Annotated in this window: 19 protein-coding genes; 8 read left to right on the top strand and 11 right to left on the bottom strand. The window is 58.4% G+C overall.

The genetic code is table 11. The features are described from left to right. Window positions 1–69: 69 nt before the first annotated feature. From CYA_RS07390 to CYA_RS07375, 4 genes are all read right to left on the bottom strand, one after another. Window positions 70–399, bottom strand: a complete 330-nt coding sequence (locus tag CYA_RS07390) for a YggT family protein (RefSeq protein WP_011430407.1) — start codon at window positions 397–399, stop codon at window positions 70–72. A 162-nt stretch (window positions 400–561) separates the two neighbouring features. Next, window positions 562–936 (bottom strand): hypothetical protein, encoded by a 375-nt coding sequence (locus CYA_RS07385; protein ID WP_011430406.1) that lies wholly within the window; start codon window positions 934–936, stop codon window positions 562–564. Window positions 937–978: 42 nt separating this feature from the next. Continuing rightward, the gene (locus tag CYA_RS07380; protein WP_011430405.1) at window positions 979–2,751 is read right to left on the bottom strand and encodes an ABC1 kinase family protein; all 1,773 of its coding nucleotides are present in this window, start codon (window positions 2,749–2,751) and stop codon (window positions 979–981) included. A gap of 152 nt (window positions 2,752–2,903) precedes the next feature. Further along, a complete protein-coding gene (locus CYA_RS07375) occupies window positions 2,904–4,190 on the bottom strand; it encodes a glucose-1-phosphate adenylyltransferase (protein WP_011430404.1) in 1,287 nt (428 codons plus the stop codon). Between the two features lie 117 nt (window positions 4,191–4,307). On the opposite strand from CYA_RS07375, the gene CYA_RS07370 reads away from it, so the two are divergent. From CYA_RS07370 to sat, 3 genes are all read left to right on the top strand, one after another. Then, complete coding sequence (locus tag CYA_RS07370) at window positions 4,308–5,090, top strand: ParA family protein (protein WP_011430403.1); 783 nt, start codon at window positions 4,308–4,310, stop codon at window positions 5,088–5,090. 128 nt (window positions 5,091–5,218) lie between these two features. Continuing rightward, window positions 5,219–5,590, top strand: coding sequence for a hypothetical protein (locus CYA_RS07365; RefSeq protein ID WP_011430402.1), 372 nt, complete (start codon window positions 5,219–5,221; stop codon window positions 5,588–5,590). Window positions 5,591–5,703: 113 nt separating this feature from the next. Next, window positions 5,704–6,885 carry a sulfate adenylyltransferase gene (sat, locus tag CYA_RS07360; RefSeq protein ID WP_011430401.1) on the top strand — a complete coding sequence of 394 codons (1,182 nt, stop codon included), beginning with the start codon at window positions 5,704–5,706 and terminating at the stop codon, window positions 6,883–6,885. A 298-nt stretch (window positions 6,886–7,183) separates the two neighbouring features. On the opposite strand, the gene CYA_RS15065 is transcribed toward sat, so the two are convergent. The 7 genes from CYA_RS15065 to pstS form a co-directional block, all read right to left on the bottom strand. After that, complete coding sequence (locus tag CYA_RS15065) at window positions 7,184–7,360, bottom strand: hypothetical protein (protein ID WP_168173350.1); 177 nt, start codon at window positions 7,358–7,360, stop codon at window positions 7,184–7,186. 295 nt (window positions 7,361–7,655) lie between these two features. After that, complete coding sequence (locus CYA_RS07355; protein WP_011430399.1) at window positions 7,656–8,090, bottom strand: hypothetical protein; 435 nt, start codon at window positions 8,088–8,090, stop codon at window positions 7,656–7,658. A gap of 43 nt (window positions 8,091–8,133) precedes the next feature. Then, a complete protein-coding gene (locus CYA_RS07350; RefSeq protein WP_011430398.1) occupies window positions 8,134–8,961 on the bottom strand; it encodes a TlyA family RNA methyltransferase in 828 nt (275 codons plus the stop codon). Between the two features lie 65 nt (window positions 8,962–9,026). Next, entirely contained in the window at window positions 9,027–9,854 is an 828-nt protein-coding gene (gene pstB, locus CYA_RS07345; RefSeq protein WP_011430397.1) for a phosphate ABC transporter ATP-binding protein PstB, read from the bottom strand. Window positions 9,855–9,890: 36 nt separating this feature from the next. Next, window positions 9,891–10,790: a phosphate ABC transporter permease PstA gene (pstA, locus tag CYA_RS07340; protein WP_011430396.1), complete on the bottom strand. Its 900-nt coding sequence runs from the start codon at window positions 10,788–10,790 to the stop codon at window positions 9,891–9,893. Between the two features lie 6 nt (window positions 10,791–10,796). After that, on the bottom strand, window positions 10,797–11,765 hold the full coding sequence (pstC, locus tag CYA_RS07335) for a phosphate ABC transporter permease subunit PstC (protein WP_011430395.1): 969 nt from the start codon (window positions 11,763–11,765) through the stop codon (window positions 10,797–10,799). Between the two features lie 24 nt (window positions 11,766–11,789). After that, a complete protein-coding gene (gene pstS / locus CYA_RS07330) occupies window positions 11,790–12,869 on the bottom strand; it encodes a phosphate ABC transporter substrate-binding protein PstS (protein WP_011430394.1) in 1,080 nt (359 codons plus the stop codon). 335 nt (window positions 12,870–13,204) lie between these two features. On the opposite strand from pstS, the gene rplI reads away from it, so the two are divergent. The 5 genes from rplI (at window position 13,205) to CYA_RS07305 (ending at window position 18,480) form a co-directional block, all read left to right on the top strand. Beyond that, the gene (gene rplI, locus CYA_RS07325; RefSeq protein WP_011430393.1) at window positions 13,205–13,666 is read left to right on the top strand and encodes a 50S ribosomal protein L9; all 462 of its coding nucleotides are present in this window, start codon (window positions 13,205–13,207) and stop codon (window positions 13,664–13,666) included. Between the two features lie 110 nt (window positions 13,667–13,776). After that, a complete protein-coding gene (gene dnaB, locus CYA_RS07320) occupies window positions 13,777–15,552 on the top strand; it encodes a replicative DNA helicase (RefSeq protein WP_011430392.1) in 1,776 nt (591 codons plus the stop codon). Between the two features lie 127 nt (window positions 15,553–15,679). Then, on the top strand, window positions 15,680–16,576 hold the full coding sequence (locus CYA_RS07315) for a universal stress protein (protein ID WP_011430391.1): 897 nt from the start codon (window positions 15,680–15,682) through the stop codon (window positions 16,574–16,576). Between the two features lie 20 nt (window positions 16,577–16,596). Then, complete coding sequence (gene larB, locus CYA_RS07310; RefSeq protein ID WP_011430390.1) at window positions 16,597–17,406, top strand: nickel pincer cofactor biosynthesis protein LarB; 810 nt, start codon at window positions 16,597–16,599, stop codon at window positions 17,404–17,406. Between the two features lie 252 nt (window positions 17,407–17,658). Then, window positions 17,659–18,480: a TerC family protein gene (locus tag CYA_RS07305; RefSeq protein ID WP_228375215.1), complete on the top strand. Its 822-nt coding sequence runs from the start codon at window positions 17,659–17,661 to the stop codon at window positions 18,478–18,480. The last annotated feature ends 198 nt before the right edge of the window (window positions 18,481–18,678 follow it).

The raw sequence follows: 18,678 nt of genomic DNA, 5'->3' as shown, positions 1-18,678 counted from the left end.
CAACGAAAAAAGCAGCTCTCCATCGTAAAGGGATCCCGGCCTATCCAGATGAATCCAGTGCTACAGCAGCTAGGCAAACTGGCCCACCACCTGCATGGCAAAACTGAGCAAAATGAAGGCCAGCCAGGGGGAAAAGTCCAAGCCGCCGATGGGGGGGATGAGGCCGCGGAAGAGGTTGAGATAGGGATCCGTGAGCTGGCTGAGCACCGACAGAATGGGGTTAGACCAGTTCAGTTGTGGGAACCAGCTCAGCAAAATCCGCACAATCAACAGCGCGTTGTAAATGACGATGAACTGGTAAAGGGAGCGAAACAGCAAAGACGCGGCACTGCCGTAGACCAGCCCCAGAGAGAGGCCGTCTGTCCAAGGGAGAGGGAGCAACAAAGGGCTGAGCATCATGGTTAGAAACAGCGAGGGAACAACTCTTCAACAACTTAAGCGCTGTCGGCAGAGGCAGACCTGATCCAGGAGAGCAACTCAGCCGAGAGGCGAGAACGCTGGCACTCCCCAGAGGAGAAAGCCAGTGCCGCCTCTAGTTTGGCATGGACAGGGGTCCCCTGCTTAAGGCTTTTCCTCGACAGCGCTAGAAGATATCTCCTTGACGAGCAGTTGTGCGCGGGTGGCCTGGATCGCCTCGTTCAACTCGGCAATCTTGGCTTCGAGGGTGCGGCGGGCCTGGGCAATCCGCTCTGTTTCCTGTTCCCACTCCCTCCAGTCGCCGGAGCTGGGCACAGCCGGCTCACCCGAGGCTCGGAGGCGCGGTCGTTCAGGAGGGACAGAGGTGCCGTTGAGACGGTCGGGATCCCGGCGCTGGCCTTCGGCGGATCCCTTGCTTAGTCGGGGGGCCAGCACAAAGGCGATCACCCCGCCGATGATCCCGCCCAACACAGCGCCGGCTACCACACCGGCAATGAAGTCGCCTTTCTGATCTGCCACGCTTTTGTCCAGCTCACCAAACTTAAGCTATCTTTTTCCGTTTTACCTTTCCTGTCCCACTCCCGCCAGCCAATTCGGCCAGGGCTGGGGAAGTCGCCAGGGGCTGAGCCGCTCCAGGTGGGCCTGCACCTGTTCCCTCAACTCGGCCAAAGTATGTTGCAGATCGCTGGTTGAGGGCAGGGATCCCAGTGCCGCCTGCCAGAGGTGAGTTGGAGACAAGTCGGGGCTGATCACATGCCACAGCCGCTGCAGCTCCTCAAAGTGAAGGCGGTCATCTTCCGTGAGAGAAAGCACCAACTGGCGGCGCAGTTCACGGGCCTCCTCCGACATCAGGTAGCGCAAACCCATGCGGGCGGTGGGTACCCAATCCAGCCCCCCATCGCTGCGGGCAATTTGGATCAGGTTCTCCAAGCGGTTCCAGCGGAACTTGCCATCTTTAATTAGCACTTGCAGCAGCCGCTGGCGAATGCGGGGCGATTCGTCCGTCAGCAGGCGCTTGGCCACATAGGGATAGGCCACGCCGACAATGCGAAACTGCGGATAGAGGCTGAGGGCCACCCCCTCTTGGGTAACCAAAGAGCGGATGACCAACGCAAAGTGGGAGGGCACCTGAAAGGGGTAGCGGTACATCAAATCGGAGAACTGGTCGGTGGCGGTTTTGAAGTTAAAGTTGCCCACCTCCTGGTTCAACACATCCGCCAACACCGTCTCCAAAGCAGGGATCAGCTCTTGACGGTTGACATCCGGCTGTAAAAAGCCCAAGTGAATAAAATCGTCGATCAAGGCGTCGTAGTCGCGATCCACCAGGTGAACCAGCGCGTCCACCAGGTACTCCTTCATTTCTTCGGTGAGCTGATCCATCATGCCAAAGTCGATGTAGGCCAGGCGGCCATCGGGGAGGGCAAACAGGTTGCCCGGATGGGGATCGGCGTGGAAAAAGCCGTATTCCAGCAACTGCTTCAGTCCGGCCACCACGCCGATGCGCACCAGTTGTTTCACCTCCAAGTTGGCCGCCCGAATGCGCTCCACATCGGTGAGCTTGATGCCGTCAATCCACTCCAGGGTCAACACCCGGCGGGTGCTGTAGGCCCAAAAGATGCGCGGCACATACACATCGGGATCGCCGCGAAAGTATTCGGCAAAGCGCTCGCAGTTCCGTCCCTCCTGCAGGTAGTCGATCTCCTCAAACAGCTTGCGACCAAACTCATCCACCACCGCCGTCAAGGTGTTGCCCAGGTTCAGGGGCAGCCAAGGCCCCAGCCAGGTGGAGGCCCAGCGGATGAGGTACAGATCCAGGCTCAGCCGCTCCCGCAGGTGGGGCCGTTGCACCTTCACCGCCACCCATTCGCCACTGTGCAGTTGCGCTTTGTAAACTTGGCCCAAGCTGGCGGCAGCCACCGGCTCGGGCGAGATCTGGGCGTAGATCTCGGTGATCGGACGGCCCAACTCTGACTCAATGCGGGCAAACGCCTCCTGGGAAGGAAAGCTGGGCAATTGATCCTGCAGCTTGGTGAGCTCTTCCAAGTAGTCTTTGCGCACCAAGTCCGGTCGCGTCGAGAGGGCCTGCCCCACCTTGATGAAGGTAGGCCCTAGGTCAGTGAGCAGCTTGCGCAACTGCTCTGCCCGCTGGGGCACTTTGCGATCCCCCTGTCCCCAAAGCTGATCCCAGCGTAGACAGAGAACAAACCAGAGGAGGGGCCAGAGAATGGCCAGCGCCCGACCCATCACCCGGAGCAGGCGCCAGCGGTAGTAACGAGTGATGAATTGCGGATCGTAAACTTCTAGGTCGGCAATGGAGGAAATCCTGTTAACCACGCTCAAGGGATCTCACAATCTGTTTTTAAAGCTCTTAATATCTATCGTAATCTATCGTAATGGCAAAAGCCTCTTGTTTTCTCTTATCTTGCTTAACAGCGCCTCCTCAGCGTTCGCCAGCCAGGTTCTCGGCCAAAGCCGGCTTCCCCCGATCAAATGACGGTGTTGTCCGGGATCACCGAGTCCTTGATGATGGTGACGATGCCGTTGCTGATCCAGATCCCTTCCTCTTCCCGCTGCGCTTCGCTGACGTGATCCTTGTTGAGGATGCGGACATTGCGCCCGATGCGGGCGTTTTTGTCCACGATGGCGTTGACGATGTGGGAGTTGGCGCCGATGCCCACCGGTGGGATCCCAGCCTCCAGCTTGGCCTGCCGCTCTTCTGCCGACTCGTAGTAATCGGCCCCCATGACCAGGGTATTCTCTACAATGGTATTGGCCTCCAGGCGGCTGCGAATGCCGATGATGGAATTGCGAATTTGAGCATTTTTGATGATGCAACCGTCGGCAATCATGGAGTTGACGATCTGGGAATCGAGGATTTTGTTGGGGGGCAAAAAGCGTGGGCGGGTGTAGATGGGCATTTCGCTGTCAAAGAAGCTGAAGGGAGGGTTGGGCTGCTGCACCAGCGCCAGGTTGGCTCGATAAAAAGCCTCGATGGTGCCGATGTCCTCCCAGTAGCCCTTGAACGGGTAGGCCTGCAGATGGTACTTGCCGATGGCTGACGGCAGCACCTCTTTGCCGAAGTCGGTGTGCTCCTTCACCTTCAGCATCTCGATGAGGGCCTCCCGCCTGAATACATAGATGCCCATCGAGGCGATGTAGGGCTTGGCTTTGGCCTCTTCCGGGCTGAGGCCGAGGGCTTGGGTATCCACCTGACAGGCTTTCAGCAGCTCCCCTTGCGGCTTTTCTTTGAAATCGACGATCCGTCCATCGGCGTCGATCTTGAGCAAGCCAAAACCCGAAGCCACTTTTTCTTCGCAGGGGAGCACCGCCAGCGTCACATCGGCTCCGGTTTGCCGGTGATAGTGAATAAAGGGGCGGTAGTCCATGCGGTAGAGGTGATCCCCCGATAGGATGAGGAAGTCCCGCGGCTTCCAGGAGTCCATCAGCCAGAGATATTGGCGCACAGCGTCGGCGGTGCCCTGAAACCAATCCGGGTTATCGGGCGTCTGTTGGGCCGCTAAAATATCCACAAAGCCGCCTGTGAAGGGAGACATGCGGTAGGTGTTGATGATGTGGCGGTTGAGGGAGGCGGAGTTGAACTGGGTGAGGACGTAGATTTTATCAATATCAGAATTGATGCAGTTGCTGACCGGGATGTCGATGAGGCGATACTTGCCTGCCAGAGGCACAGCAGGTTTAGCACGGCGCTTGGTCAGGGGATAAAGTCGGGTGCCACGCCCACCGCCCAGGATAATCGCCAGTACATCGCGCATGGTTGTCCTCCACCAGGCTACACCCAATAGCATAGACTGCTGCGGCGGCACCTGACCCAATCTGGCCAAGGGGAATCGGGAAATCGGAAGCGCCTGAAACAAACCCTGGGGAAGCTGATGGCACGCGTCCTGGCTTTTACCAACAACAAAGGGGGCACCGGCAAGTCCACCCTCTGCGTCCACGCGGCTCAGTTAACGGCTCAACGGGGCTACCGAGTTCTGCTCATCGATCTCACCTCCCAAGCCACCGCCAGCAGCCTTTACCTGGAAGAGGCCGGATCCCTGCCCCCCGAGGAAACGGTTTGGGCCAGCCTGCACCCGCAGTACCGACGTCCTTTGGAAGAGGTGATCTATTGCACCGACAAGGGGGTGGATGTGGCGCCCTCCCACAGCACCATGGCGGAAGTGGCGGCCCAACTGGCGGCTGCTGGCGACTCCGGGCAAGACCTGTTGCAGCATCAGCTCGCTCCCCTGCTGCCGGATTACGACTTTGTCTTTCTCGATACGCCAGGGGAACTGAACGCCCTCACCGCCAACGCCCTGCGGGCGGCCCGGCGCGTGTTGATCCCGACACGGCTCAACCGCGTCGACTTCTCTTGTACAGAGGTGACCCTGCGCTATGTCGAGTCCCTGAAGGGCGAGTTGAGCCAAGTCCGCGCCATCTTGACCATGCTGGACGACCGCTACTTGCCAGGGGGCATCTGGTCCGGATCCCATACCGGGCAATTGTATGTGCAAGCGCAACAGATTTTTGCGGATGTGCTTTCACCCGTTACCATTCCAGATAGCAGCGATTTGCGCACCGCTTTTGACTACGGCTTGACGGTCATGGACTATCGGCCTGGCTCGGTGGTGTGTCAGCGATTGGAGCAGTTTGTCGAACATGAGGTGCTCTTGTGACTGGATCGGACCGTAGCCTCTTTCCTTCTTCGGGAGAAACTTCCCGCACTCGGCGCAAGGCCAGTGCTAAAACCAGTTCAGAGCCCACCCCTGCAGAATCTACTCCCACGGGCGAGGAGCCGACAACGATGTCTTCTCAGTCTCCTACAGAACCAGCCCCAGAATCGCCGGACCTTGAAACCCTCAAAAGCCAACTGGCCGAAGCTCAACAACTTTTGCAGGACTACCAAAACAAAGTCTCTGCCCTGCAAGCTCAGCTACAGCAAGTCACTGCCCACCGCGACGAATTGCAGAAGGCGCTGGCCCAGTTACAGGCGGTGGCCGAGGAGCGGGCCAAGACCATTCAGGAACTGCAAAGCCGCCGAGGGCAAGTCGCACCTTTACCCAAGCCGCAACCCCAGCCTTCGCCTCTGCACGCGCAAAAGAAGATCATGAATCGGCCCATCTTTGACAACGTGTCGCCCACCGACGAAGATATGCCCCCCTACATGCTGGACTAGGCAGTTGGTACTAGTCTGGATTGCGCCGGAGGAAAGGAGGGTGTAGGGTTAGGGATCCCTGTCTGCTCGGTTGCCGTTCCGGTCTGCACGCTATGACTCCATCCCAGGCGAAGATGACTGTTTCTGGCGATGCCATTCCGCCCCACGGGGGCACCTTGGTCAACCGCATTGCCTCCCCTGAGCAGGCGCAGGAGCTGCGCTCCAAAGCTGAACACTGCCCCATCCTCCACCTCGACGAGCGGGCCCAGTCGGATCTGGAGATGATCGCCATCGGGGGCTTCAGCCCGCTCACTGGCTTCATGGGGCGGGAAGATTACCAGTCGGTTCTGGAGACGATGCACCTGGCCAACGGCCTGGCTTGGTCGCTGCCGGTAACGCTGCCGGTCTCTGCCGAGATAGCTGCCGATCTCAAGGAAGGGCAGACCATTGCCTTGGCCAATGCCGAGGGCAGGCTCTTGGGCCTGTTGGAATTGACCGAGAAGTTCACCTACGACAAAACCCGCGAAGCGCAGCAGGTCTACCGCACTACCGATGAGCAGCATCCGGGGGTGAAGGTGCTCTACCAACAGGGATCCGTCTATTTGGCCGGCCCCGTCACCCTCCTGCAGCGGGATCCCCATCCCCTTTTCCCGGCCTACCAGATCGACCCGGCCCAGTCGCGGCAACTGTTTCGGGAAAGAGGCTGGAAAACCATTGTCGGCTTTCAAACCCGCAACCCCATCCACCGCGCCCACGAGTACATTCAAAAGTGCGCTCTGGAAATCGTGGACGGGCTGTTTCTCCACCCGCTGGTGGGGGCTACCAAAAGCGACGACATTCCCGCCGAGGTGCGCATGCGCTGCTATGAGGTGTTGATTGAAAAGTACTACCCCAAAGAGCGGGTGATCTTGGCCATTAACCCTGCAGCCATGCGCTATGCAGGACCGCGGGAAGCCATCTTCCACGCCCTCGTTCGCAAAAACTACGGCTGCACCCATTTTATTGTGGGCCGGGATCACGCCGGGGTGGGCAACTACTACGGCCCTTATGATGCCCAGCACATTTTCGATGAGTTCCGTCCCGAGGAACTGGGCATCATCCCCCTCAAGTTTGAACATGCCTTCTATTGCACCGTCACCGGCACCATGGCCACGGCCAAGACCAGCCCCAGCCAGCCCCACCAGCGCATCCACCTCTCGGGCACCAAGGTGCGGGAAATGCTGCGCCGCGGCGAGATCCCCCCGCCGGAGTTCTCCCGCCCCGAGGTAGCCCAACTGCTGGCCGAAGCTATGCGTGAGCGGGGACAGCCTGAGTAGGGGCAAAAATAGCCTGCTCCAGCCCAGGCCCTCTGTGTTCTTGGGGAGTCGGCCAAGCTGAAATAGGGCGCTGCCTCCTTGCCTAGGCTGACTCCGCTAGATTGATCGTTGGGTTGCGGTCGCAGAGCCCCCAGGTATCAGCTTAAAACCGGTTCTGTACATGGGCATCACCGGCCAGTCCTCTGGCGCAGCCTCAGGGATACCAAACCATAAACAAACCCACGCCCAAAAGCAGGGGAAGGATGCTGCTCTCCTAGGAAACTCTCGCCAGGAAGCCCTCCATGGGCAGCAACAGACCTCATCCCGCCTCAAAGCGGAGCTGGTCGGGATCCACATAATAGCAGCGGGCATTGTCAACACAGATCAACGCCCAGCCATTTTGGTCAACATCGACCAACGTATACTCGGATTGAGGGATGAAGTGGCCCTGGTGGTTGCGGGTCTCGCCTTTAACCCAAACGGTCTGACGGTTCATCTTCAAGTTCCTCCAATTTACAGTCAAAGAAAATCAAAAGCAGAACTCAATTTCAATGCAAGTCGATGCAAGAAGTGTCACACCAAACAGAAACCCTTGCATCTCCTCAAAGCCCAACAAATCCACAGGCTTGCGTGGGATGCAAGCTAACTCACAGCGGTGCCCGAATACCGTCTTGCGATTTGGTAAGAGAAGTCTAGCACCAACTCTATGAGAATATTGTTAAAAGTTGCGGATTAAGTTGACAAGCTCTAGATTTTCCTAAATTCTTGTTGCAAAATCGGGTTAAGCCTGCTTAACCTGCTTGGTCTACTTCAAATAGCCATTGGTGCATCTTGCTCAACTGAGGCCAATTGGGACGGCGGTTCCCTCCCTCTGCCAAGTTAGATTTGACCCCCTCGATCTGCTCGGGATCCCGCGCCAAGATTTGCTTGATGATCTCCACCTGCTGGCGTACCCCTGTTTTTTTCAGCTCCAGCATCGCCAAAGTCAAGTTCACCCGCGGCTGGGCGTCCACCGGGTCTAGCTTCACAGCAGTTTGGGCAGCTTTCAGGGCTTTTTCCGCTTGCCCCTCCAAAAGATAGAGCCAGGACAAGCAAGTCCAGGCTGCTGCCGCCTTCGGGGATCCCTTACAAATGGCCTCGAAGGAAGGGATCAGCGTCTTGGCCGCTTCCCCCGCCTCGTAGCGCCGGATCCCTTCCTGAAACAATTCTTCAATGGCTGCGCTCATCGTTCTCAACTCGGCATAATGACGTATTGACAAGTGCACTACTTTATGGGTGTAAGGCTGCTCTTGCCTGTTCGCTCATCTGTTGTAGCGCACCGGTGTCGGGGAGAGGGATCCCTTCCCCTTCAGCAAGCCATAGCCAGTACTCGATGTTGCCGGCAGAGCCAGTGATAGGCGACCACGTATAGCCCTGCACCCGCCAACCGCGACTCACTGCCGCCTGCATCACCGTCTGGAGCACGCGAGCGTGGATAGCCGGATCCCGCACTACCCCCCTTTTGCCCACCTGGCCTCGGCCCGCCTCAAACTGCGGCTTGACTAGCAGCAAGGCTTCCCGCGGCGAGCGCAACAGCTTCCACAGAGGATCCAACACCTTAGTCAGGGAAATAAAGGAGAGATCCACCACTGCCAGATCCGGCCAGTTGGGAGTGGGCACCTCGGTTCCGTAGAGATCGGCTGGCTGAAGATAGCGCAAGTTGGTCCGTTCCCTAAGGATTACCCGCGGGTCAGTTCGCAAAGACCAGGCCAATTGGCCATAGCCCACATCCACCCCATAGACCCGCTGCGCCCCTCGTTGCAGGAGGCAATCGGTGAAGCCCCCAGTGGAGATGCCAGCATCCAAACAGATGCGACCCTGGACTTGAATGGGAAAAGCTTGCAGTGCCCCCTGAAGCTTTTCTCCTCCTCGCGAGACAAAAGCAGACTTGGCCTGGATGTGGACTACAGGATCTCCGCTTACCCACGTCCCGGCTTTTTCCGCCCGTACTCCGTTGAGGAAGACTTCTCCCGCCAAGATAGCCCGCTGCGCCTGCTGGCGCGAAGAAAAATACCCTCGCTCCACCAGCCAGGTATCCAGGCGGACTCGATCGGCCATGCCCTAGCCACTGGCCTTCCACTCCATCAAGATAGACGACCGGGATCCCTTCTGTCAGCTGCGACTTAGCCAAAGCGCCCGCTCACATACTCTTCCGTCTCGCGGTTGGCGGGAGAGTTGAAGATCTTCTCGGTGCGGTCAAACTCTACCATTCGTCCGTAGCGGATCCCTCTCTCGTCAAGTTCAGTGTTGAAGAAGGCAGTGAAGTCGGACACGCGAGCTGCCTGCTGCATGTTGTGGGTGACGATGATGATCGTGTAGCGACGGCCCAATTCCTTAAGCAGCTCCTCAATGCGCAGCGTAGAAATAGGATCCAGCGAGGCGCAAGGCTCGTCCATTAGAATTACCTCCGGCTGAATGGCCAGGGTGCGGGCAATGCAGAGGCGCTGCTGTTGTCCACCGGAGAGGGAAAGGGCGCTCATCCTCAACTTATCTTTCACCTCATCCCAGAGAACGGCCTGGCGCAGTGCCCGCTCCACGAGCTCGTCCAGATCCCCCTGGTAGCCATTAATCCGGGGCCCAAAGGCAATGTTGTCGTAGATGGATTTGGGGAAGGGGTTGGGCTTCTGAAACACTAGGCCAACCCGCCGCCGCACCTCAGAGGGATCCACATCCGGGTCGTAGATGTTTTTCCCGTGGAAGATAACGGAGCCTTCTACCCTTGCCCCTGGGATTAAGTCATTCATGCGGTTGAAGCAGCGCAAAATAGTGCTCTTGCCGCAACCTGAGGGTCCAATAAAGGCTGTGATGTGATTTTTCGGGATCTTCAGGGAAACCTGCTTAACCGCCAGGTGGGAGCCGTAGTAGACGCTCAGATCCCGCGTCTCTATTTCAACCTCCAACCGGGTGGATTGCTCAGGAGAGCCCGACTTGTCAGAGAGTGGAGAGCGCATAGGCGTGTTGAAAAGAAGATAACGTCACTGCAAGGCTTAGATAGTGATGACTTCTTGGCGACGACTCACAAGGAGCCGGAAACTGACGGTGGTAATCAGGACCAAAATCACCAGAGCCAAAGCCCCTCCCCAGGCAAGCTTCTGCTGGTTTTCAAAGGGGACAAGGGCAAAGTTGTAGATCAACACAGCCAGCGAGGCCACTGGCTTCAACAAACCGCTGGGCCAGAGAAAGCTAAACAAAGCCGTGAAGATCAGGGGCGCCGTCTCACCTGCAGCGCGGGCAATGGCCAACGTCACCCCCGTCAGGATCACCGGCAGAGCCGCTGGCAACACCACGCGAAACACCGTCTGCACTCGCGAAGCCCCCAACGCATAGGCAGCAGCCCGCGTATCGGCCGGCACCAGGCGCAGCGCCTCTTCACTGGACAAAATGATGATAGGCAGGGTCAGCACCGATAGAGCCATCCCGCCGGCAAGGGCCGAGAAGGTTTTGGAGGAAAGCACCAGCACCCCATAGGCAAACACCCCGGCAATGATGGAGGGAACCCCCGTCAACACCTTGATAATGAAGCGCAGAAAGGAGGCCGTGGGGCTGTTTTTGCCAAACTCCGAGAGATAGATGGCTGCGAATAGACCAATGGGGAATGTGATGGAGATAGCAATCGACACCACAATAATCGTCCCCAGCACCGCATTGCCAAATCCGCCCACCTGATCGCCCGGAGGAGGGGGAAGCTGGGTCAGCGTCTGCCAGTTCAGGCGCTCGATGCCCCTGGTGAAAACGTAGTAGAGGATGAGAGCCAGCACAAAAATGGCGAAGATGCTGGAGATAGTTGTCAGCGCTGTCATTCCTACATCCAAGAAGATGCGCTGCCAGGGCTTCGCTCTGCGCTTAAACAAATTGCCTTGCTCTACCGCCTGCACTTGCGCTGTCATGTTCCTCTACTCCCACGAAGCTGTTAGCGCAAACTTGACACGGCGTATCATCAGCTCCGCCGCAATGTTAACCACCAGAGTGATGGCTAACAGAATCAAGGCCAAATACATAAGTGCTGCAACCTGCTCGGGGCCCGCTTCCGCAAACTCGTTGGCCAATAGGGCTGGAATGTTGCTGGCAGGAGCCAGAAGCGAGATGCTAATGCCGCGGGCATTCCCAATCAGCATCGCTACTGCCATCGTCTCCCCTAGGGCGCGTCCCAAACCCAAAACCACCGCTCCCAGGAGGCCGCCAATTGCTGCCGGCAGCACGACACCAAAGATGGCTTCCCAGCGAGTGGCTCCCATCGCATAGGCAGCCGCCCGCAACTCTGGCGGAACGGACACCAGCATTTCCCTGGCGATGGCAGTAATGATGGGGATGATCATGATCCCCAAGACAACCCCCGATGTCAACATCCCAGGCCCTACTGGTGGTGTGCTGAAAATGGGCAGCCAGTTGAAGTGCTGGAACAAAAACATCTGTATAGGGCGGAAGAAGGGGATGAAGATAAACAACCCCCAAATGCCGTAGACCACACTGGGAATGGCTGCCAGCAGCTCCACCACGATGATCAAGGCTGTGCGCAAAGGCTTGGGCAAAAAGTCCTCGCTCAAAAAGATGGAGATGCCAAAGCTTAAGGGAACGCCCACGATCAGAGCAATCAGAGAAGTTACCAGCGTGCCGTAGATCTGGGGCCAAGCACTGTAAATGTTCTCAACAGGATCCCAGGTGGTGCCCCAGAAAAAGCCCAGCCCGAACTTCCGAATGGCAGGTAGCGCCTGAATCCCAATCTCCAGGGCAATCCACAACAGTAGGAAAGCCGAGAAAAAGACGGCGATCCGCGTTGCCCAAATAAATAGCCAGTCGCGCCGGCGCTGGAAGACGGGCCGGGGCCGAAATAGAGAACTGCTCTCCGAAAAGGTAGTGGTCATCTGCTGGGTAGGGGGTACAAACCTCTACGGAGTGATTTTTTCCAGGGCAGCCAGAGCTTTCTTCCGCGTTTCCTCCGGCAAAGGCACATAGCCCAGCGGCTCCGCAAAGGATTGCCCTTCGGTGAGGGCGTAGCGAAGAAACTCTTTGACAGCCTTGGAGGTTTCAGCTTTGGGGTAGACTTGGTAAGCCAAGATCCACGTGTAGCCCACAATGGGGTAGGAGTCTTCCCCTTCGGGATCTGGGTCAACCCCCAGCAGCCGCTCGTCGAGCTTGATTCTCGCCAGCGCTGCCTGCTCCGTCTCAACTTTGGGGACGACGAACTTGCCTGCCCGGTTTTCCAGGCGAGCGAAATTTAGGTTGTTGAGCTTAGCAAAGCCGTACTCCACATAGCCGATTGAGCCAGGAATCTGCTTGATTTGTTCAGAAACGCCTTCGTTACCGCGAGCTCCCACGCCAGTTGGCCAGTTCACGGAAGAGCCACGGCCCACTTTTTGCCGCCATTCGGGGCTAATGGCGTTGAGGTGGGTGGTAAAGATGTCGGTGGTGCCACTGCCATCAGAGCGGTGCACAACAGTAATCGGCATATCTGGGAAAGTCACCCCTGGGTTAAGGCCAGCCAGCAGCGGATCGTTCCACTTCTTGATCTTGCCCAGGAAGATATTGGCCAGCGCCAGGCGAGAGAGGCGAATTTCAGGACCTACGCCGGGGACGTTATAGGCTGCCACCAATGCCCCGCCCACCATAGGCACGGCCACCATGCCCTTGGGAGGGTTGGCTTCACCCTCAATCTTGCTAATCTCCTCAGGACGCGGCACGCTATCACTGGCGCCGAAGTCGACAGTGCGGGCCACAAATTGCTGACGGCCAGCGCCGCTCCCCACCGATTGGTAGTTGACTTGGATGTTGGGGTTTTTCTTGCCAAATTCTTGGGCCCACGTTTGGTAGAGGGGGGCCGGGAAGGTAGCTCCAGCGCCGTTGATGGTTATCGTCTTCTGCTGGGCAAACACTCGCTGCCAGCCGGCCTGACTTGCCGCAAAACCCGCAGCAACTGCCGACAAGGACTTGAGGAAAGAACGACGACCCAAGGAATGCGACATCGACATACAGACAGAGATCTCTCCACTGAAGAGCGTGTCCTGGCCCAGGTCCAAAAGCTGCAACTGTGAAACCTAACTCCAAGAGTTCAGTCCACCGGGCCGAAGAAAGCACAGGATCTCGTTGAGACCGCAGCCTTTGCAACTCGGTCGTTAAATGTAACGTAAGGTCAACCCTTTTTTGGTTAACAAGAGGTTAAATTCAGGTTATTTCTAGGCCCAGCAGCCGAGGTCGCGACTGTCGGGCTTAATCAGGGTAGAGACCCCAGGGGGAGGCTGGGCTGACATTGGTCGGGGGAATGCCTAGAATAGAGAGCTGTCAAGAGAGTGGGTGCCTTCCTCCTATGGCAAAAGATGTGCAGGTGATGCTGCGCCAGGCGGTTCCTGGGCTCGGCAAGCCGGGAGAGGTGGTGAGTGTCAGGCCGGGCTATGCCCGCAACTACCTTTTCCCGCGGCAGATGGCGGTGCGGCTTACGCCTGGACTTCTCAAGGAGCAGCAGATGCGGCGGGAGCAGGAAGCAGCCCGCAAGCTGGCTGAGAAGCAACAGGCGGAAAACTACAAAAAGGCTTTGGAGACGATTGGCCGTTTTGTCATCCGCAAGAAGGTGGGCGAAAAAGACCTGCTCTTTGGACAGGTAACTGCCAGCGATATTGCCGAGGTGGTGCTGGCTACCAGTGGCCTCGATATCGACCGCCGCAATGTCCTACTCGATGAGGAGATCAAGAAAACTGGGGTTTACCTGGTGCAGGTGAAGTTACACCCCGAGGTTACCGCTACGCTGCGCATTCAGGTCACGCCTGAGTAGAAAAGAGGTTCTGGTTCAGACGGCTATGCCCACTTGGCCCGCTGCGCTAGGGTGTGCAGCCTAGCAGTCGGAGAGCGGGGGAGAGCTTGGTTTTTCTACCCTGGCTGGTGGTGATTAGCGATTACGACCTGACCGGTGGGGATCGGCTTCCGCCTCAGAACATAGAAGCTGAGGAGGAGATCTTGGGCGGCATCCTCCTTGACCCTGAGGCGATGGCGCGGGTGGCGGAGCTCTTGCGGCCTGAGATGTTCTACCTCTCCGCCCACCAGGAGATCTACCGGGCTGCTCTGCAGTTGTACAGCCAGGGCCAGCCCACTGACCTGACCACTGTTTCTGCCTGGTTGGCAGATCACCAGCTCTTGGAGCGGGTGGGAGGAACGGCGGCAATTCGCCGCCTAGTGGAGCAGACGGTTAGCAGTGTCAACATTGACCAGTATGCCCGTCTGGTGGTGGACAAATACATGCGCCGCCGGCTGATTCAAGTCAGCAACACCTTGGCGCGTCTGGCCTACGACACTAGCCAGCCTCTCCCTCAGCTCCTGGATCGAGCCGAGCAAGAGGTGTTCAGCCTCACCCAGGAACGGGTGCAGCGCAGCCTTGTTCCAGCCTCGGAAGTTTTGGTAAACATCTTCTCAGAGTTGGAGGAGAGGTTCCAGAGCGGGGCTCAGATCCCTGGGATCCCGACCAAATTCATTGACCTCGACAACCTGACCCAGGGCTTGCAGCGGTCGGATTTGGTCATCCTAGCCGGCCGTCCCTCGATGGGAAAGACCAGCCTGGCTCTTAACATTGCCCAAAATGTGGCTGCCTACGTCAAGCAACCGGTGGCCATCTTCAGCCTGGAGATGTCGCGGGAGCAACTGGTGCAGCGGCTCTTGGCCAGCGAGGCGCGCATTGATAGTAGCCGTCTGCGATCCGGGCGCATCAGCGAGAATGAGTGGCAACGCCTGGGGCAGGCGATTGGCTTTTTGTCGCAACTGCCTTTGTTTATCGACGACACGCCCAACTGCACGGTTACAGAAATTCGCTCTAAGGCGCGGCGTCTGCAGGTGGAGCAAGGAGGGACGTTGGGGTTGGTGTTGATCGACTACTTGCAGCTAATCCAGGGATCTGAGTCCGACAACCGGGTGCAGGAATTGTCGCGCATTACCCGCGGCCTCAAGGCGCTAGCCAAAGAGCTGATGGTGCCGGTGCTGGTGCTATCTCAGCTCAGCCGGGCAGTGGAGTCGCGCTCAGACAAGCGTCCGCAACTGGCAGATTTGCGGGAGTCGGGTTGTCTAGCCGGCGATACCCGCGTGAGGGACGTGGATCGCGGCAAGATCTGGCGCCTGGAGCAACTGGCAGCCCTGCCGCCTTCAGCAGAACTGCCGCGCCTGCTCAGCCTCAATGGGCGCGGGCGGCTGGTGCCCCAACAGCCAGTGAGGGTATTTTGCAGTGGGCGGCAGCCCACATGTCTTCTAAAAACCCGCCTCAACTTTTCCATTCGTGCCACTGGCAACCACCCTTTCCTAACTCGGGACGGCTGGAAAACCCTCGACGAGCTGCAACTGGAGGAGGAGGTGGCGGTGGTGGTGCAGGAGGGGTTGATCTGGGATCCCGTCGTCTTCATTAGCGAGCCGGGGGAGCCGCAACCGGTTTACGACATCGAGATGCCCCGCCACCACAACTTTGTGGCCAACGGCCTGCTGGTGCACAACAGCATCGAGCAGGATGCCGACGTGGTGATGATGATCTACCGGCCCGAGTACTACGATCCCAACACCAGCGATCGCGGCATTGCCGAGGTGATCGTCGCCAAACATCGCAACGGCCCCACGGGCACGGTGCGCCTTTTGTTTGAAAGCCAGTACACCCAGTTTCGCAACTTGGCGGATCCCTATCGGTGAGCGAAAGCCGCAGCAGAAGTAGATCGGGACTCCTTTCAAGGACAGGTCCGGGGTGCGAGGTGTTAGCCTGAGATTGCCCCCCTAGGGCAGGTCGCTGTTGCTGGCTACCCCCTCTGCCTAAAGCCATATGTTCAAAAGCCTGTTGATCGCCACCGATTGCCGCGATGGACTGCAGCGTTTTGGCAAATGCCTAGAAGAGCTTTACCTGAATGGGATTGAGCGCGTTGCCTTTGTGCATAGCGTCGCTCGGCAGGACGACGACATTGGCCTTCCCGAAGACCTCACCCCCAAAGTGCAGGCGCAACAGGCTCGCTTACACAAGGTGTTGAGCGCCGTTCCTGCAGGGCTGGAAGTCGAAGTCTTGGTGCAGGCGGGCAAGGCGGTGGATCTGATTTTAAGAGGGATCCAAACCTGCAGCTCCGACTTGCTAATCACAGGCATGGGGATCCACGATCTGCTCACCGAAAAACTGTTTGGAAGCACCACCTTGGAGCTGCTGCCGAAGCTGACCATCCCGGTAATGGTGATGCGTCCGCAACTCATCGCCGCCTTTACTCTGGAAGAATTGCGCCTGCGCAGCCGCCACCTATTTCGCTCCCTCCTAGTGCCTTTTGACTTTGAGGAGCCCCGCCGGCAGCTCCTCAGCCGTCTTGGCCAACTGCTGCCAGGAACTTCCCAGTGTCAGGCCATTACGCTGCTCTATGTGGTGGATCCCAGCGCCCGCCGCAACCAGGGATCGCCGGCAGAAGAGCTCAAGCGCAGGGCCGAGGCCGACTTGGCCCGGTTAGTCGAACCGCTGGTCGAGCAGGTAAAACCGGTGCAGTTGCGGGCCTTGGTGCGGGTGGGATCCCCGCTTCAGGAAATCCTAGCCACCGCCGCCGATGAGGACATGACCGCCATTGCCACCGCCTCGCCGCGGGTGGGCAGCTTCTGGGAGTGGTCGGTTCGCAGCCTCACTGGCGAGATCCTGCGGCAAAGTTGGCATCCGGTGTTGTTTTTCCCGCGCGGGTCTTTGGCCCAGTAGAGCCGCTCCATCCCCTTGCTATGCCCGACCCAACCCAAACCTTGTGGGAACTGTTCCAAGCGGTGGCCCAAGGGCAGCTCTCTGCCGAGCAAGCCCTGCAGGCCTGTCGCTTTTTGCCCTTCGAGGAGGTAGGAGACTTCGCCCATGTGGATCACCACCGTCCTTTACGCACCGGCTTTCCCGAAGCGGTGTGGGGGCCGGGCAAAACTCCTGAGCAGATTGCCCAGATCCTGGAACGGCTCCACTGGCAGGGATCCCTGGCCGTGGCCACCCGAGTGGAAGCTTCTACCTATGCTCAGATCCGCCGCTGGCTGCCCCAGGCGCAGTATTCCGCGGTGGCCCGCCTGTGCTGGATCCCGGCCCAGCAGACCCTCCGCCGTCCCGGCCAGATTAGCGTGATCTCCGCCGGCACCGCCGATGTGCCGGTGGCCGAGGAGGCCGCTCTCACCGCCGAGCTGGCTGGGTTTCAGGTCAAGCGCCTCTGGGATGTGGGAGTGGCCGGGATCCATCGCCTGCTGCACCACCGCGCCGCCCTGGAAGCCGATGTGCTGATCGTGGTGGCGGGCATGGAGGGGGCCTTGGCCAGCGTGGTGGCGGGCCTGGCCGATTGCCCGGTGATCGCCGTGCCCACCAGCATCGGCTACGGGGCCAGCTTCCAGGGCTTGGCTGCCCTGCTGACCATGCTCAACTCCTGTGCTCCTGGGGTGGGGGTAGTGAACATCGACAACGGCTTTGGGGCTGCGATTCTGGCCGGCCAGATCCTGCGCTGTGGCCAGCGGCTGGCGTCGCGATTGCCCTCGCCTGCATCCCCTGGAGAGGGAGAAGGTTAAGAAATGTAAAACAATCCTAAGCCAGACAGGCTATACTCAGGCCATGGCTAGGCCGGGATTTTGGCTGTCTCCGCTGGGAGGTTGTTTCCAAGAATTGAGGGGTGGGTTCTTTCCTCAGGTATCATTCTTGGGGCGCTCCCTAACGACCATAAAAACGACCATAAAAATGAAAGCAAATGAAAGGAGTTGTCGATTATAGGATAGCAGTCTGGGGTTGGCTGCACTGAACGAACGATTTTTTAGCCGGGGTACATGAAGCTTGCTGCTATGTCCATCGAGGCAATAAATACCGCTGTGGCTCTTGTTCAGGGGATCGTTCAGTCCTTCACTTGGACGGATCTCTTTTTGGTGGTGGCTCTGGTGTTTTTGGAAGCAGCCCTCTCTGCTGATAACGCCGTCGCCCTAGCTGCTTTGGTCAAGCATTTGCCCACCCCCCAGCAACAGAACCGGGCTTTGCGCTGGGGCATCATTGGCGCCTATGGTTTTCGCATCGCCATTGTGTTTGCAGCGGTTTGGCTGGTGGAGTATCCGCCCGCTCAGTTTCTTGGGGCCTGTTACTTGCTCTGGCTGGCCTGGCAGCATTTTCGCGGGGAAGAAGAAGGACCCGAGCAAGACATCACTCGCCAGGCCAATTTTTGGCAAACTCTGGTGATGGTAGAGCTGACGGATCTAGTCTTTTCTTTCGACAGCATCGCCGCTTCGGTGGGCGTCTCCCGCAAGGCTTGGGTGATCATCCTCGGCGGCATTCTCGGCATCACCCTGATGCGCTACATGGCCTCTTTGTTCTTGCGCTGGCTGGATGAGTTTTCCCGCCTGGAAGATGCTGCCTTTGCCATCATCGCCCTGGTGGGAAGCCTCATGCTGCTGGAGGTGTTTTTCCCCCAAATTGAGCTCCCGGAATGGGGGATGGTGCTGGCTGTGCTGCCTTTGTTTGTCTGGGGCTTTTCGCAGCGCCGCAGTCCTTCTCCTCCAGCCGTGGCCCAGCCAGATTCGACTCTGCCCAGTTCGACGGAAGGGATCCCTGCCGGCTTAGCCGCTCTTGCTGAGGTTGAGTCTGCCGCTGAGCTGGACTAAGGGAGCCCAGGGAGGAATTTCGGATCCCTGGGGCCGGTGAACGCCGGCAGGTTGTTCGGGCAACGGGAGGGCCTTGTAGACTAGTAGTGGAGGCAAGCCACCGGAGGAAGGTATCCTGATTCCGCAGTTTTGCCAGAAGTGGTGGGCAAAGTGCTGCCAGCAAGCCACTGCCACAAGCAGGGACAGCCAGCAGAAGCC

The sequence above is a fragment of the Synechococcus sp. JA-3-3Ab genome (assembly GCF_000013205.1).
GTDB lineage: Bacteria > Cyanobacteriota > Cyanobacteriia > Thermostichales > Thermostichaceae > Thermostichus.
This window is presented reverse-complemented; position numbering and strand designations above follow the sequence as displayed.

Excerpts from the sequence above, each read along its gene's own strand:
- CYA_RS07355 (WP_011430399.1), bottom strand. The coding sequence starts at position 8,090 with ATGAGCGCAGCCATTGAAGAATTGTTTCAGGAAGGGATCCGGCGCTAC.
- pstS (WP_011430394.1), bottom strand. The coding sequence starts at position 12,869 with ATGTCGATGTCGCATTCCTTGGGTCGTCGTTCTTTCCTCAAGTCCTTG.
- sat (WP_011430401.1), top strand. The coding sequence starts at position 5,704 with ATGACTGTTTCTGGCGATGCCATTCCGCCCCACGGGGGCACCTTGGTC.
- CYA_RS07370 (WP_011430403.1), top strand. The coding sequence starts at position 4,308 with ATGGCACGCGTCCTGGCTTTTACCAACAACAAAGGGGGCACCGGCAAG.
- pstB (WP_011430397.1), bottom strand. The coding sequence starts at position 9,854 with ATGCGCTCTCCACTCTCTGACAAGTCGGGCTCTCCTGAGCAATCCACC.
- larB (WP_011430390.1), top strand. The coding sequence starts at position 16,597 with ATGCCCGACCCAACCCAAACCTTGTGGGAACTGTTCCAAGCGGTGGCC.
- CYA_RS15065 (WP_168173350.1), bottom strand. The coding sequence starts at position 7,360 with ATGAACCGTCAGACCGTTTGGGTTAAAGGCGAGACCCGCAACCACCAG.
- CYA_RS07305 (WP_228375215.1), top strand. The coding sequence starts at position 17,659 with ATGAAGCTTGCTGCTATGTCCATCGAGGCAATAAATACCGCTGTGGCT.
- CYA_RS07315 (WP_011430391.1), top strand. The coding sequence starts at position 15,680 with ATGTTCAAAAGCCTGTTGATCGCCACCGATTGCCGCGATGGACTGCAG.
- CYA_RS07350 (WP_011430398.1), bottom strand. The coding sequence starts at position 8,961 with ATGGCCGATCGAGTCCGCCTGGATACCTGGCTGGTGGAGCGAGGGTAT.
- pstC (WP_011430395.1), bottom strand. The coding sequence starts at position 11,765 with ATGACCACTACCTTTTCGGAGAGCAGTTCTCTATTTCGGCCCCGGCCC.
- rplI (WP_011430393.1), top strand. The coding sequence starts at position 13,205 with ATGGCAAAAGATGTGCAGGTGATGCTGCGCCAGGCGGTTCCTGGGCTC.
- CYA_RS07365 (WP_011430402.1), top strand. The coding sequence starts at position 5,219 with ATGTCTTCTCAGTCTCCTACAGAACCAGCCCCAGAATCGCCGGACCTT.
- CYA_RS07375 (WP_011430404.1), bottom strand. The coding sequence starts at position 4,190 with ATGCGCGATGTACTGGCGATTATCCTGGGCGGTGGGCGTGGCACCCGA.
- CYA_RS07390 (WP_011430407.1), bottom strand. The coding sequence starts at position 399 with ATGATGCTCAGCCCTTTGTTGCTCCCTCTCCCTTGGACAGACGGCCTC.
- pstA (WP_011430396.1), bottom strand. The coding sequence starts at position 10,790 with ATGACAGCGCAAGTGCAGGCGGTAGAGCAAGGCAATTTGTTTAAGCGC.